Here is a 15,383-nt window from a genome sequence, read left to right on the forward strand (position 1 = left end):
CTTAGGGGTTATTTTGACTCTACTTCCAACACATAGCCTTCGCAATGCAAGTCGGCTGCCTGGAAGCCCAACCGCTCTAAACCTTGATAATGGTGCACACAATTTTCTAGATTCGGCAATCCTACAGTCGGCTTCATATCGTCAAAACGAGAAGAGAGGAGACTAGACATAACGCAGCCCATAATATTCAGGGGATTGGTTGGCTCAAAAGAGGCTGACCATAAATTTTCAGCGATGTTATTTTTTATCCATTCCGGTAGGTAGATGACCGTTTCTATCGGGTCAGTTGATTGAAGCGCCCCTCCTTCAGTAAACCAAATATCCTTCTTCTCCTTAAAGCGCTGAATCGCCTGTTCTGGGTCAAAGCAATGTGGGCCAGAATCATCAACAATTAAAGTATGGGGTTTTATCCGCTTGATATCGAGGATATCGGGAACGTTGGTAGCCCCAACTATTAAACTAGCGTCGTAAATTTCCGGGGGCAGTTCTGATGAAGATGAGGAGGTGGCGATTTGAACGGAACCTCGAAATCCTAAATCATCGCTCAGTTCGCGTTGAAGATTTTGAAGCGATTCCAGTTTACTGTAAATATCGCACACTATAATCGATTGAGGATGTGGCAAACATTTTAACATCAGGCGCAGGCTATTAATTCCAATTGACCCCAATCCGATGAAAGCGACTTTCTCTCGCTGTAAAGAACGGTTACTAATCTGTAAAATTTTCTTAATGGTCAGGACGACAGCCGAGCAGGTAGTAGCGTGTCCTGTAGTGATTTTCGGTAAGTCAGTACGCCCCTCAATAGCTTGGGCAATGGCACGACCATAATCGGTTGCCGAGGGAATCAAACCCGTTAAGGAAACAGTTTTCGCCCCGAGTCGTCCTGCCATTTCTAAAGCGTCAACAACCATTTGTACGAGTTTCTGCTGGTCGCTGTATAGTTCATCCTCGAATATAGGGAGGATTAGACCCGCTATCCGGCCCCATTTAGTTTCCATAACAGCATCCCACATCGGAAGGTTTTCAAACCACTTTTGAAGGATTTCCTTGCGACTCAAGCTTGTTTCTTTTAGTAAGGAAAAGGGAATATAACCCAGAGCTGCTGAATCAACTGGTGCTATTTTTCCTACAGCTAACAAGGATAGCAAGGAGCGCTGTTCTAGTTTAAAAAATGGAGAGGAGTCTGTGATTTTTGGTAAAGAAGCAGTCATCGGTTTTTCAACTTCGGTTTGAAGTTCTTTTGGGTTGACAGATGGCTCAGTGGTGAACAGCGGCTCGATGGCTTTGGCTAATTTAGCTATAGTGGGATGCTCAAATAGAAGCTTGACTGAAACTTTAAGGTTCATCTCTACTGAGAGCTTGGATACCAGTGAAACTGCTTGCAGTGAATGTCCTCCTAGTTCAAAGAAATTATCATTAATGCCGACCTTTTCTAATCCCAGAACTTGAACCCAGATAGCAGCCAGTTTCGCTTCAGTCGGAGTGCCAGGACCAACAAATTGGTCTTCCTGTTCGTTGTGAAAGTTATCTGGTGCGGGTAAGGCGCGACGGTCTATTTTGCCGTTGGGTGTCAGCGGCAACGCTTTCATCAGCACAAACGCGCTCGGTATCATGTAATCAGGTAGCTTTTGTTTCAGGTAGTGGCGCAGGTTGCGAGTCACTGTGCGCTGCAAAGTTTTCCACAAGTCTTGAGTGTCCAACTGATAATCTACGCTTTGCTCGATTTGAGCCTGTTCGCTGGGTGTAAGATGAAAGCGAATCCCAGCCTGTGGTGGACGCGACCAAACTACTGTCCCAGAAAGCCAGCGCGGTTCGCTCTCTCCAGGTAGTTGCATCTGCACGCCGACGCTCTTACCTCGCTCGATAGCTGGCACCCCCACCAAACCAACGCCGCCAGTGGAGATATCCTGTGTGTGGATTGTGATGGTGTTACCGTCTAGTTCTAGTTGGCATTCACTGTGATAAGGGACACGTTCTGGAATAAGGTTAGAGACGAGATAAGCTACGAGGCGCTTGTTTCCAGGTGCATCTTCTCGGTCAATGGCTGTCACTGAGCGCACGTTCGGATGTTTTGCCAGTACAGCCTCAATTTCTCCGAGTTCGATGCGGAATCCGCGAATTTTCACTTGGTCATCTATCCGATCGAGGTATTCGATATTGCCGTCGTTCAGGTAGCGAGCCAAATCTCCAGTTTTGTAAAGGCGCTCAGTGGCGGACTCACTAAAAGGATTGCGAATGAACCGCTCACTGGTTAACTCAGGACGGTTGAGATACCCCCGTGCTAAACCAGCACCACCGATGTGCAACTCACCAGGAATACCAATGGGTACAGGCTGTCTGTTCCCATCTAAGATGTAGGTCTGGACATTCCCCAGAGGACGACCGATCGGCAACTCCTTCAATGTCGTGTCCGCTACCGATAAATCATATATCGTGGCTCCCACAGTAGCTTCTGTCGGGCCGTAATTATTCACCAGACGAACTCGCTCTCCCACACACTCAAGCCAAGTTTTCAGTCGATCGACCAGTGCTTTTTCTCCGCCAATGATTATTAAGCGCAATGATGGGGGTAATGCCACCGTTTTTTGACTCAAGAAAGCGGTCAGTTCATGCCAGTAGGCTGTCGGTAAAGCCATTACAGTGATTTCCCAATTCTTGCACTTTTGCAAAAATCCCTCAAGGGAGTCCAGCATGGAATCGGTACGCAATACAAGTGTGGCACCAGAAGTTAGGCTAGTATAAATTTCTTCGGCACTGACATCAAAACTAATAGAGGAGAATTGTAAAATGCGATCGCACTTCTGTATTCTATATTCAGCAGTCGCAACCGTTGTGTAATTGACTAGCGATTCATGTTGGATTAAAACGCCTTTGGGTTTTCCTGTAGACCCTGATGTGTAGATAACATAAGCCAAGTTTTTTGGCTTTACTGGGATGGAAGGGTTTTCTTTGCTGTGAACAGCAATTTTTGGCCACTCAGAGTCCAAGCAGACAACACACGCAGAATTTTGGGGAAGTTTCTCCAGTAATTTCTCTTGGGTAAGCAGAACGGGTACTGACGAGTCTTCCACCATGAAAGCTAACCGATCTTTCGGATATGCAGGGTCGAGAGGAACGTAAGCACCCCCAGCTTTGAGGATGCCCAACAAACCGATTACCATTTCCAGAGAGCGCTCTACACAAATCCCTACTAACACTTCTGGTTTCAGGCCCAAGCTTTGCAGGTAGTGCGCCAACTGGTTGGCTTTTACATTCAACTCTCGATAGGTGAGTTGTTTTTCTTCAAACACCACTGCTACGGCATCGGGTGTCCGTTCCACCTGTTCTTCAAACAACTGATGGATGCACTTATCCTGGGGGTACTCAGACCAAGTGTTGTTCCACTCCACTAATAGCTGCTGTCGTTCTGTTTCTGTCAACAGGGGTAATTCTGAAATCTCTTGTTTGGAATTGACGACAATACCTTCAAGTAAGGTCTGGAAATTCCTGGCTATCCGAACGATGGTAGACTCATCAAATAGATCCGTACTGTATTCCCATTCTGCTACCAATCCACAAGCGGTATTCTCCATTGATAAGCCCAAGTCAAACTTCGCTGTGCCGAGTTCCACTGGATAAGAACTTACCGATAATTCAGGCAGTTCCACAGAAGGCACTAAAGCATCGTCAAAGGCAAACATCACCTGGAACAGCGGTGTGTGGCTTAAGTCTCGTGTTGGGTGTAATGCCTCTACCAACTGCTCGAAGGGCAGGTCTTGATTGGTGTAGGCTTGCAGCGCCACTTCCCTGACTCTGCCGAGTAACTCCTCAAAACTGGGGGTACTTGATAAGTCGGTACGCAGAACTAAAGTATTGACAAAAAAGCCAATTAGCCCTTGAATTTCCTGCCGGTTACGACCTGCTACGGGCGTACCGACTACGATATTATCTTGCCGGGATAAGCGGTACAGAAATGTCTGAAACGCTGCCAAAAGCGTCATAAACAGAGTGACTCCCACTTGCTTACTCAAAGCAGTAAGTTCCGCGCTCAATTCCTGGGGAAGAACTGCATGGTAATATGCTCCCCGGAAGGTTTGAACCGCCGGTCGCGGTCGGTCTGTGGGCAATTCTAATAAATTCGGAGCGTTCTTGAGTTGTTCCTTCCAGTAGTGAAGTTGGGTTTCTAGTATTTCTCCAGTTACCCACTGTCGTTGCCAAACCGCAAAGTCGGCATATTGTACTGGCAAATCTGGTAAAACTGGATGCTTAAGAGTGCAAAAGCCTTTGTAAAGCTCTGTTAGTTCTTTGAGCAATACGCCCAATGACCACCCATCAGAAATAATGTGGTGCATGGTAAACAGCAAGACGTATTCTGTTTGGTCTAGCAGTAGCAACGTGACTCGGAATAAAGGTTCTCGCTCCAGGTTAAAAGGTCGATTCGCTTCAACCGTAACCAATCGTTGCGCTTCGGTTTTTCGCTCGGTTTCAGGCAGGTGCAACAGGTTTACCAGTTGTACCTGACAATTGAAACTTGAGGCAATAACTTGAACGGGTTGACCTTCTACCGTCGCGAAGTTGGTGCGTAAGGCTTCATGTCGCTGGATAATTTCGTTGATGCTGCTTTCTAAAGCCGCGATATTAAGCTGACCGCTCAGACGAAACGCCAGGGGGATGTTGTAAAAGGAACTGTTGGGCTGTAACTGGTCGAGGAACCACAGTCCCCGTTGGGCAAAGGAAAGAGGAAAGGTGTTTTGTTCTGTTCTGGATATCGGAGCGATCGCTGTGGTAGTGGTTTGAATATTGGCTTGTTGCAAAAAGGAGATTATCTCCGCTTTCCTTCCGCTCATCTCTGACTTCAGTTCAGCGGTGATAGCACCTTGAGGAGCGTTGCACCGCAGGCGATCGCCTTCGAGAAACAGGTTAATATCCAGCTTGCGTAAATAATTTACAAACTCAACTATATCCATTACAGTTCAAACTCCTCTCTTTCGTCACTTGTATTAATATTTTCGAGGTTTTCGCTTGTCCAAAGCGTGGCATCAATGTAGCTAGAAAGGCTGGCTACCGTTGGCAACTCAAACAACTTAGACAGAGGGAGATGCAGTCCCAAACTAGAATTCAATTGGGAAACGACTTGAGTCGCCAGTAACGAATGCCCGCCTAATTCAAAAAAATTATCGTTGACGCTTGCTTGCTCTACTCCCAAAACCTTTTTCCAGATAGATGCTACTAATTCTTCTGTCGGAGTCTGAGGAGCGACAAACTCTAGTGTTGGAATCAAACTATTGAGATCTGGTGCTGGCAACAACCGACGATCTACTTTGCCATTGGGCGTTATCGGCAGTGCCGGTAGGGTGACGAAAGCGTTGGGAATCATGTAATCGGGCAACTGCTGTTTGAGAAAGTCGCGCAGTTCGCTAACAGTGGGTGCTGCTGACTCCTGAACGGGGACAATGTAGGCGACTAGGCTTTTTTGGCCTGGAATATCTTCTCGAAGCGCAACTGCGACAGAGAGCAAGTTGGGATGTTGACTGAGTGCTGCCTCGATTTCTCCTATTTCGACTCGGAAACCGCGTATTTTTACCTGGTCATCTATCCGACCGAGATATTCGATGTTGCCGTCGCTCAGGTAACGAACCAAATCTCCAGTTTTGTACAGGCGATCGCTGGGAGAGTCACTGAAGGGGTTAGGAATGAACCGCTCATCGGTCAACTCCGGACGATTGAGGTATCCCCGTGCCAAACCAGCACCGCCGATGTGCAATTCTCCTGGAATGCCTATGGGTAAGGGCTGCCGGTTCTCATCTAAGATGTAGGTCTGGACATTACCAAGGGGACGACCGATCGGCAACTCCCTCAATGTGGCGTCGGCTGTCGATAGCTCGTAGATTGTGGCTCCCACAGTGGTTTCCGTCGGGCCATAATTATTTACCAGACGAACTTGCTGCCCCACACACTCAAACCAAGTTTTCAGTCGTTCCGGTAATGCTTTTTCTCCACCTATGATGATTAATCGCAATGATGGAGCAATGGCAACTTTTTCTTGACTCAAGAAGGTGGTAAGTTCGTGCCAGTAGGCTGTAGGAATTGCCAGAACGGTTATTTTCCAATTGTTGCACTTCTGCAAAAATCCCTCAACGGAGTCCAGCATGGAATCAGTACGCAAGACCAATGTTGCACCAGAAATCAGGCTGGTATAGATTTCTTCGGCACTGACATCAAAACTAATTGAGGAAAATTGTAGAATGCGATCGCACTCTTGTATGCCATATTCAGCACTGGCAACTGTTGTGTAGTTGACGAGTGATCTGTGTTCGATTAAAACGCCTTTGGGTTTGCCTGTAGAGCCAGATGTGTAGATAACGTAAGCCACATTATTTGACTTGACGCCACTACAAGGGTTTTCTTCGCTGTAAGCAACAATTTCTTCCCAGTCAGAATCTAGGCTGATAACACGAGCCGAATGTGGAGGAAGTTTCTCCTCTAGCTTTTCTTGGATCAGCAGCATTGGCACTGAGGAATCTTCTAGCATGAAAGCCAAGCGCTCGGAGGGATAGTTTGGGTCTATGGGAACGTAAGCACCGCCAGCTTTGAGGATGCCCAAGATTCCGACAAGCATCTCAAAGGAACGCTCTACGCATATCCCCACCAACACTTCAGGCCCTACTCCTAGCGATCGCAAATAGTGTGCCAACTGATTCGCTTTTGCATTCAATTCGCGATAGGTGAGCTGTTCCTCTTCAAATACCACTGCTACAGCATCAGGGGATTGTTCCACTTGCGCTTCAAATAACTGATGGATACACTTATCCTGCGGATACTTAGCCCAAGAGTGGTTCCACTCCACTAATAGCTGCTGTCTTTCTGTGGGTGTCAGCAGGGGCAATTCTAAAATCTTCTGTTTGGGATTGGCGACAATTCCTTCCAGCAAAGTCTGGTAATTTCCCGCCATCCGAGCGATCGTATCCGCTTTAAACAAGTCAGTATTATATTCCCACGAGCCTAGCAAGCCCGTTTTTGTTTGCCAAAGTGACAAGCTTAGATCGCACTGAGCCGTTCCCCGTTCCACTAGCTCTGGAGTCAGTATAATACCAGGTAACTCTAAAGCATCTAGTGCGAAATTTTCCAATACGAACATTACCTGATAAAAGGGATTGTAGCTGAGGGAACGCTCTGGTTGTAAAGCTTCTACTACTTGGTCAAATGGAACATCCTGGTGTGCATAGGCATCTAAGACAACTTGCTGTACTTGAGTGACAAACTCTGAAAAGCTCGGGTTCTCTTTAATTTGAGTCCGCAACACCAAAGTATTGACAAAGAAGCCTATTAGTGATTCAATTTCCGTGCGATTCCGATTGGCAAAAGACGAGCCAATACAAATATCATCCTGACCGCTATAGCGGTGTAGTAATACCGCAAAAGCTGCCAGTAACGTGACAAAAAAAGTCGCTTTTGATTGCTGACTAATTTCTTGAAGTTTAGCAGTTAAATCAAAATTGATTTTAAATTTTTTAATAGCTCCAGAAAAAGTTTGAATTGAAGGACGGGGATAATCTGTTGGCAATTCTAATAATCGCGGTGCATTTGCTAACTGCTCCTTCCAATAGTCAATCTGCCGTTGTTGCAATTCCTCAGTTAACCATTGGCGCTGCCAGACAGTAAAATCGCCATACTGAATAGCCAACTCTGGTAATGGATTTGCAGAACCACTAGAAAAGGCTTGATACAGAGCAGATAACTCTTCAATCAATATTCCCATTGACCAGCCATCTATAATAATGTGGTGCAAGGTTAATATTAATAGATGATATTCTGATCCCAGACGCAGCAGACTGAATCGCAACAAAGGGGGCTTGCTTAAATCAAAAGGTTGGCGAACTTTTTGGGTAATTATCTGTTGAACTTCCGCTTCCTTTAAACCTTGTAAATCTCTGACTGGTAGGTTGATATTTAAAGATAGAATGATTTGCTGTACGGGCAATTCATCAACCGTAGTAAAGATAGTTCGTAAAGCTTCGTGGCGGCGAATAATTTCCTTGATACTCTGCTCTAATGCAGCTATATTCAGCACTCCAACAATCCGAAATTGGCAACTCTCGTTATAAAATGGGTTTCGACTATCTAACTGATGGAGAAACCAAAGCCTTTGCTGAGGGAAAGACAAAGGTAAATCGTTATTCCTATTAACAGTTCTTATTGTTTTAGGGGTTAATATTACAGTATTTTGAGCCTCTTTTAGGAACTCAATGATTTTTGTTTTTTGCTCTAACAACTCCTCCTTGAGATTTGATGTCATTACTCCTTTGGGAGCGCGATAGCAAAGTTGGTTGCCTTCTCGGCAAATTTTGATACCTAAATCCTTGAGTGATGCCAAAAATTCAACTGCCGTCATTTTACAAGTACCCCCCTTCGTATTCTTCTTCTGTATTATTAATAAAGGCGCTTTCAGATTCTGCTGCCCAACGCAGTAACTCAATGTTAAAACTTAACTCAGCTACAGTAGGAGAAGCAAGTAAACGGTGTAAAGACAATTCAATAAACAAAGCATCTCGCAGTCGGGAAATAAGCTGGATAGCTAGAAGAGAATTTCCTCCTAATTCAAAAAAATTATCGTTGATGCTAATAAGCGGTACGTTTAAAACTTTTTGCCAAATTTGAGCGATTTGTTGTTCTACCTCGTTACGAGGTGCTACCAGTTCGCCTTCTTTTTGACGGTTCAATTGCCGCCTTATATCAACTTGTTTGAGAATAGGTTCAAATTCACCTCCATTGAAGCGTTGACTTAGTTGAGAACGCTGGATTTTTCCTATGGCAGTTTTGGGAATCATTTCTTTCTCTACTGGTATAAGATAATCTGGATTGATTCCCACTTTGTTTACTACTTTGGCGCGAATCTCTTTAAGGAGATTTACTAAGTCATCGCTATGAGAAAGTTTGGGATTGAAAAATATGGCTAATTTTTCAGTATTGCTTCCAGCACCTCTTACAGCACAAGCTGCTGTGTAAGAGACTTCTACTCCTTGAAGTTCTTCGACAGTTGCTTCTATTTCGTGACAGTAGTGGTTAACTCCATTGATGATAATTACATCTTTCTGTCGCCCGGTAATCGTTAATCGTTCTTTCCGAATAAATCCTAAATCTCCTGTGTAAAACCAGCCATCTTCAGTAAAAGCTTCTTGGTTTGCTTTTGTGTTCTCATAGTAACCAGAAGTAACCGAAGCACCTTTCACCTGCAAGATTCCAATCGTTCCTTCCTCAAGTACCTGGTTGTTGATATCCACAATTCGCATGGCAAATCCGGGAATAGGAGATCCTACTTCCACAAATTTTTGTTCATCTGTGGTTGAATTTAACAAAAAGGTTTCAGAATAGGTTACTCCTGAAGATGTCTCAGACATTCCCCAGGCAGGGTGCATTGCTGTATCAGGTAGTTGATAGGATATGAGCAACTGCAAAAATTTTCTGGCTGTTTTGGCGACGATAGCTTCCCCTCCATTGAGAATAAACCGCATCGAAGATAAATCCCATTTGGGGGTTGCTTGGGTGGGGAGGTTTTCTAGTTTTTCATTAAGCAGCCCGTAGGCAAAATTAGGTGCCCAGGTAATCGTAGCTCGATAGTGAGAAATCCAGTCCAACCATTTTGTAGGTTCTTGTAAAACTAATTCCGTGGGAGCATGGATTTGCTGACAGGCTACATACACATCCCGGAGGTGAAACATAATTAGTCCCCCAACATGATCTAGGGGAAACCAATTTACTGAGGTATCCTCACTGGTAAAACTGTTCATAGCAGCAGTACCCATGCAACGTGCGATGAGACTTGTATGGCTCTGCATAACGGCTTTGGGCGTACCCGTACTTCCAGAAGTCAAAAGTAAAATTGCTAAATCTTCTGGCTGGCTGTTATGCCAGTTCAAGTCCGGTTCAGAATTGTATAACTCATCAATAGTTTCGACCTGAAAGTTTTCTAAATTAAGAACTTTTGATAAACCACGAATCTTAGAAGTTAAAGAAGCACCTGTCAGCACGAGGGGATTCCCCAACATCTGCCAAGCATTCTGAAGTTTGCTTGTGGTACTGTTAACTTCCTCATAGGATGGAGCGATGGATAAGGGTACTGGCACAAAGCCCCCCAACACGCAGCCCCAAAAAGCAGAAATGAAATCTTGATTGCCTTTTAGTTGAAAAATTACTTTATCTTGAGGTTTGAGTTCTAGCTTTCTTAATCCAGCTAAAATTTTTTGGGCATCTTGCCATAATTCCCGATAAGATTGAAATTTCTCGGTGCCATCAGGCTGAATGTAGACAATACCTTTAGTTGACTGTTGAGCGGCTCGTTGCAGTACCTCTCCTAGACTTTTGGGAGTATCTTCCGAGTCTTGTAGCGGTTTGCCGTGACTGATTGCTAGATTTGGGGCCATACAAGTTTAGAATTTGTCTATTGACTGGACACTCATTTTTATCACCTGAACCTCTTATCAAAGCTACTGTGATACGGAATACGGTACTGACAAGTCTATAAAAACGAGCCGCGTCAAGGTGTATTTGTAGGGGCGCAATGCTTGCGCCCCTACAAGAAGTCTTTATAGACCTTTAAATAGCGGATTCCGTATAACGCAGTAAATAGGTTGAGCTTATGTAAACTAAGATCACGGAAGTGACTAGGCGGTGGGCTAAGAGTAGAAGGATTAAAGAGGCGATCGCTGGATGGATAAGCAGGGAAATGGGCAGGGGTAATGGCGTTTTTCACCGCTTACACCCGTTGCTTCAAGCACCGAGAGGTTCAAACCCCTGCACGATCGCTCGGTTGCAATTGCCATCAGAGCTATGCTTCAAGCATAGCTTCTCGCTTCTCTACCCGTAACTTATTCCATACCCGAATTAGCTCTTCGATATAAGCTTCAACGACTCGAATTGATGGTGGCGAACCGCCTGATGGGTTATTTAAATCAACAGTCCACTCTATCCAATTTGCGCCTGTATCATTCCCATTTGGATCCCTTTTTGCAGGATTTATACCGTCATAGGAAAGATACTTTTTTTTGTCAGCACCTTCTTCCTTTTCTATCCATGACTTACTTCCAGAGTTGAGGGCTTCCGATACTAGATAAATCAATTCATCGAGTTTCAATTCATTGTGGTCAATGACTGACTTACAAAGCACGTATGCAACAGCAGTATCATTATCCTCAGTTAACTGTACTGATGTCATATGGTATTTCCAGAGACAGATATCCGCTCGCACAAATGCATTGTTTTCAGGCACTACAACATATATTTTTTGTTCAGATTCCCCTGCTTCTGTACTTCCAATAAACCCATCAATAGCTGTTGAGATTAGTGCCTTAACCCCATTCTGAACAGCTTTTTTAGTATCTTTGTTTTCTCCCCCTATTGAAAAAAAACTATCTATAGCTTGTTCGAGATGGTCGCCACATTGTTGACTGAATTTTGACGTTGCAGCAACATGATACTGTTCGATAAAGCGAATAGCGCGGATTCCAGGTATTTGTATCCTGTTTACTTGTGCTGGATTCAAAAACTGTTCGTTTAACTCAGAGCGAAATGCTTGAAGTTTCGCTTTGGAAACCATTAAAAGTAACTCTAGCCGATCTTTTATATCCTTTTGGGCTTGATCCTGACCTGTAACGCTCTTTATTGCCTGTGTCATCGATCCCATTTTTTTCTCCTTAGCTTAGAATAGATTGTGAAATTAACGGTTTAGTTTTGTTAGGAAAAATCCCATCCTATTGATGTACAGTGCGACTGCTTAAATCACTCAAGTTTCTCAATAAGTTAGACTGCAATCGCCTCCCACAATTAAGAGAAGCGATCACCTTCTCATCCCAAACTCTACCAATTGCGATCGCACCCGTTAGTCTCAAATTCAACCAAAAAGTGATCGCCTTATTTTCTTAAACTATTTGGTTCACCATAAATACATTATTATTAACTACACCATAAGTTACCTGGTAATTTTGATTGTTGAAATTAAACTGCATATTACCCCCATTAGGATTAATATTTTGTCCATTCGGGTTGATAAATTGTTGCAAGTGATTTGTGAAAAGTTGCACATTAATATTGTTGTTTTTCAAAAATATTAGAGCATCTGGCTCATATTGCACAGTCATATTCATGGCTAGTTTTTCCTTTGTTAGTTTTTGGACATTAGCTATGGCATGGTTTGAAGATAATTATTTTATTTTACCTTCTACCCTTTTCTAAACATAAGGACGAAATATTGAGGGAACTTCTGAATTTTCCGAGAGCCGGGACACCATATAATTTCATGATTTCTTGTAACTCTGGGGTTGGGCTGCGGAGGGGAGCGGGACGATCGCACAAATTCTCCCCCAACTTTCCCCACCAGTAGTCTCCCCCAACTTCCAGTTTCTTCATCAAATTGTGTCAACGCCAAAATCAATGCTAGCAGCCTTTTACCTAGTGCCACCTCAACCCACTGACAACCATCACTCCTTACTTCTAGCCTCCCCCCAGGACTCACCGCCACAAAATCCGACTCAAACTCCTGCTCGGATACCACCTCCTCCAGCGATTCCTCAATCACAACACCCTCAGCTTCCCCCACCGCAACGGATAGCGTCACCGTCTCATCCACGATCGGCTCAACTCCCGCATTCTCCAGAGGAGTTTCCTCAATTACCGACTCTATTACCACTGGTGTGACTGACACTTCCGTATTTGTCTTTTCCTCAATAAAATAACCCCGCAATTCCTTTACTAGAATTCCCCGCGCCTGGGAGATGCGCTTGCAGACATTCGGGTAGGAAATTCCTTGCCTTTCGACTATCTCTTGATGAGACAGTTCTTCATAAAAATGCAGGATAAACGTCTCGCGCATTTTGGACGGTAACTCATCAATAGCGGCGCGAATGACCCGGTTTTTATCGTCACGCTCCAAGGCGCTTCCAGGCGTGTCGTCAACCCCAACCCATCCTAAATTCTCTCGCTCCGCATACACTTCTATATCCTCCACTTGGTTGGCACAAGGGCGACGTTTTAAATCGATCCAGAAATTCCGAGTCAGTGTCGTGACCCAAGACTTGAAGTTTTCGATTGTTTCCGCGTACTTTTGTGCTTTTTCAAACGATTTGAGCATCGCCTGACTCAGCAAATCTTCCGCTTCGGTTAAGTTGCCGTTTGTCCACTTGAGGCAGCACCGCAACAGGTAGTCTTGGCACGGTTGGAAGAGGTGCCAAAAGGCACGGGTTTCGCCTGCGGCAAGACGGTGTAAAAGTTGTTGTTCTTCGGCTCGGTTGGCAATGGGGTGAGTATGAGTAGTGGCTTGCATGATGATTTCACCTAGTCAATGGATTGAAAGCTAAGATGCACGGTTTATGGCGTTGCATATTTGCGGGATGGTTTTGAATTTGATCAAAGCTGAAAACCCTTATTGTTCGGGCGGGCTCTTCAGTCCACCCTACAAGATTCATCCCGAAATTATGCAATGCCTTTTTTTGAGGCTGTATCCTTTCCATATCTCTATCATTGCTCCCCTACCCTGCCACTGTCAGTCGGAAAAGTCGGATCATAAAGTCGGAAAAGTCGGATCTTTGCCTAATTGGCCTATTTCTGAGTGAGACATACCATATACAGCTCTAAAATACATCAGTAATAATACTGAAAATTAATCGAATAGTCGGCGCTAATCGGCCTATCTTTTTATTTGAAAATATAAAAACTAATCAAGCCTTGTCTTTTGGATAAATACAAGGCTTGATACTGATTTATAGGGTTGCCGCCTAGGTAGCGAGCTCAGATTCATGAAAGATGTACCAGTTTTTCAGATTTTTTAAGAGCTTTATATATGTCAAAGAGTCGAGGTTGTAGGCGTTCAGGGGGTGACAAGCAACTGAAAAGCTTTGCAATTAAAGGGTTTAAGCCGATCGCCCTCACAAAGAATTAGGCGGCCGCGATCGCCTTTTTCCGGTTGCGACAAGGTGGAATCAGGATCGGGGGCGATCGTCCCGGAGCGTAAGTGTCAATAAGTCTGTCATAATAGCTATTAGGAATTTCTCCACCGACTTACTACGGTGTATAACTCAAACTAGGGTGCAAAACTGGAAAAACCTTACCCGATGAGATTGATTTGTATATGACTTTTGAAGAAGCCTTAGAATTTATTGAATCAGCCTTAGAGTCCAAAACCAGTAAACCATTAAATTTTCTTGAGCAGGAAATCTTAAAAGCTGCTTGGAAAAACGCAACTTATAGTGCTGTTGCTGACAGCTTGTACCTCAGCGTAGGACATATCAAAGATTCATCTTCCATCCTGTGGCAGCGCCTTTCAGACGTAATGGGAGAAAAAGTTACTAAAAATAACTTCCGCTCTCTGCTAGAGAAGCAAAGCACCACAAGTGATCTCGCCGAAGCCGAAGTCGAAGGCGAACCTATGACGATGGCTTCGGTAGGAGAAAGTGACATCAATGAATTAGAAAATTACAAAGGCAACATTTTAATTGTTGATGACATCCAAGAGAATCTCCGTTTTCTAACAAGAATTCTCACTAAGGAGGGGTACAAAGTTCGCTGCGTCACCAATGGTTCTATGGCCTTGAAGACTGTTCGCCATTATCCCCCCGATGCTATATTGCTGGATATAAAAATGCCAGACATGGACGGTTATCAAGTCTGCGAAGCCCTTAAATCTGATGAAAACACCTCAGAAATTCCGATTATTTTCTTAAGCGCACTTGACCAAGTTTTTGATAAAGTTAAAGCTTTTAAGCTAGGGGGATCTGACTACATCTCTAAACCTTTTCAGCCGGAAGAAGTGCTAGTTCGCCTCGAAACTCAGGTCACTATCCAGCACCAAAAACGCCAGCTTAAAGAAGCAATCGAGCGACACCAGCAAACCGCAGAAATTGCCTACCAATCTCGCAGCCTGCTGGCAAATTTGCTAAACTCATCTCTGGATGGAATAGCCGCAGTGGAGGCGGCGAGGGGAGATATCGCTGGAGAAATTCAAGATTTTCGCTGCTTGGTAGTTAACCCTGTCTTTGCCAGACTCTTAGGGAAAAAACGAACAGAACTCGCGGCCGAACCCGTGCTGAAAAAACTGCTTAATCAATTGAGTCCAGGATTGTTTGATTTATTAGTAGAAGTTGTTGAGACTGGAGAATCGCTTGAAGGAGAGGTTCATCTAGAAAATGATTACCTTGGCAAATGCTATTATTTCACTGCTGTTAAATTGGGAGACGGTTGCTCAATTACCATCCGCGATCTTACAGACTTAAAACAGTCGGCATTAAAGTCAATGATGGAACTGAACCAACCGCGTAGTAGCATCAAATAGCATAAACGGGACTTACGCAATCCGATCCAAGAAATCTCGCTTTTAGCTGAGTCTCGATCCCCCTAAATCCCCCTTAAGAAGGGGA

The 15,383-nt window shown here is 44.4% G+C and carries 8 protein-coding genes; 2 read left to right on the top strand and 6 right to left on the bottom strand.

The genetic code is table 11. The annotated features are described in order from the left end of the window. Positions 1–8 precede the first annotated feature (8 nt). From QUA36_RS19910 to QUA36_RS19935, 6 genes are all read right to left on the bottom strand, one after another. Entirely contained in the window at positions 9–4,946 is a 4,938-nt protein-coding gene (locus tag QUA36_RS19910; RefSeq protein WP_333458824.1) for an amino acid adenylation domain-containing protein, read from the bottom strand. Then, entirely contained in the window at positions 4,946–8,371 is a 3,426-nt protein-coding gene (locus QUA36_RS19915; protein WP_333458825.1) for an amino acid adenylation domain-containing protein, read from the bottom strand. The genes QUA36_RS19910 and QUA36_RS19915 overlap by 1 nt, the downstream gene beginning before the upstream one ends. 1 nt (position 8,372) lies before the next feature. After that, positions 8,373–10,400, bottom strand: a complete 2,028-nt coding sequence (locus QUA36_RS19920; RefSeq protein ID WP_333458826.1) for an AMP-binding protein — start codon at positions 10,398–10,400, stop codon at positions 8,373–8,375. Between the two features lie 404 nt (positions 10,401–10,804). Further along, positions 10,805–11,659 (bottom strand): hypothetical protein, encoded by an 855-nt coding sequence (locus tag QUA36_RS19925; protein WP_333458827.1) that lies wholly within the window; start codon positions 11,657–11,659, stop codon positions 10,805–10,807. 235 nt (positions 11,660–11,894) lie between these two features. Continuing rightward, on the bottom strand, positions 11,895–12,119 hold the full coding sequence (locus QUA36_RS19930; RefSeq protein WP_333458828.1) for a hypothetical protein: 225 nt from the start codon (positions 12,117–12,119) through the stop codon (positions 11,895–11,897). Between the two features lie 74 nt (positions 12,120–12,193). After that, positions 12,194–13,294 (bottom strand): sigma-70 family RNA polymerase sigma factor, encoded by a 1,101-nt coding sequence (locus QUA36_RS19935; RefSeq protein WP_333458829.1) that lies wholly within the window; start codon positions 13,292–13,294, stop codon positions 12,194–12,196. Positions 13,295–13,865: 571 nt separating this feature from the next. On the opposite strand from QUA36_RS19935, the gene QUA36_RS19940 reads away from it, so the two are divergent. Further along, positions 13,866–13,991, top strand: coding sequence for a hypothetical protein (locus QUA36_RS19940; RefSeq protein WP_333458830.1), 126 nt, complete (start codon positions 13,866–13,868; stop codon positions 13,989–13,991). Positions 13,992–14,098: 107 nt separating this feature from the next. Continuing rightward, complete coding sequence (locus tag QUA36_RS19945; RefSeq protein WP_333458831.1) at positions 14,099–15,298, top strand: response regulator; 1,200 nt, start codon at positions 14,099–14,101, stop codon at positions 15,296–15,298. Positions 15,299–15,383: the final 85 nt, after the last annotated feature.

Source organism: Microcoleus sp. Pol10D4, from assembly GCF_036701555.1.
In the GTDB taxonomy this organism is placed as follows: domain Bacteria; phylum Cyanobacteriota; class Cyanobacteriia; order Cyanobacteriales; family Microcoleaceae; genus Microcoleus.

Coding starts and splice junctions, on each gene's coding strand:
- QUA36_RS19910 (WP_333458824.1), bottom strand. CDS start 4,946: ATGGATATAGTTGAGTTTGTAAATTATTTACGCAAGCTGGATATTAAC.
- QUA36_RS19915 (WP_333458825.1), bottom strand. CDS start 8,371: ATGACGGCAGTTGAATTTTTGGCATCACTCAAGGATTTAGGTATCAAA.
- QUA36_RS19920 (WP_333458826.1), bottom strand. CDS start 10,400: ATGGCCCCAAATCTAGCAATCAGTCACGGCAAACCGCTACAAGACTCG.
- QUA36_RS19925 (WP_333458827.1), bottom strand. CDS start 11,659: ATGGGATCGATGACACAGGCAATAAAGAGCGTTACAGGTCAGGATCAA.
- QUA36_RS19930 (WP_333458828.1), bottom strand. CDS start 12,119: ATGAATATGACTGTGCAATATGAGCCAGATGCTCTAATATTTTTGAAA.
- QUA36_RS19935 (WP_333458829.1), bottom strand. CDS start 13,294: ATGCAAGCCACTACTCATACTCACCCCATTGCCAACCGAGCCGAAGAA.
- QUA36_RS19945 (WP_333458831.1), top strand. CDS start 14,099: ATGACTTTTGAAGAAGCCTTAGAATTTATTGAATCAGCCTTAGAGTCC.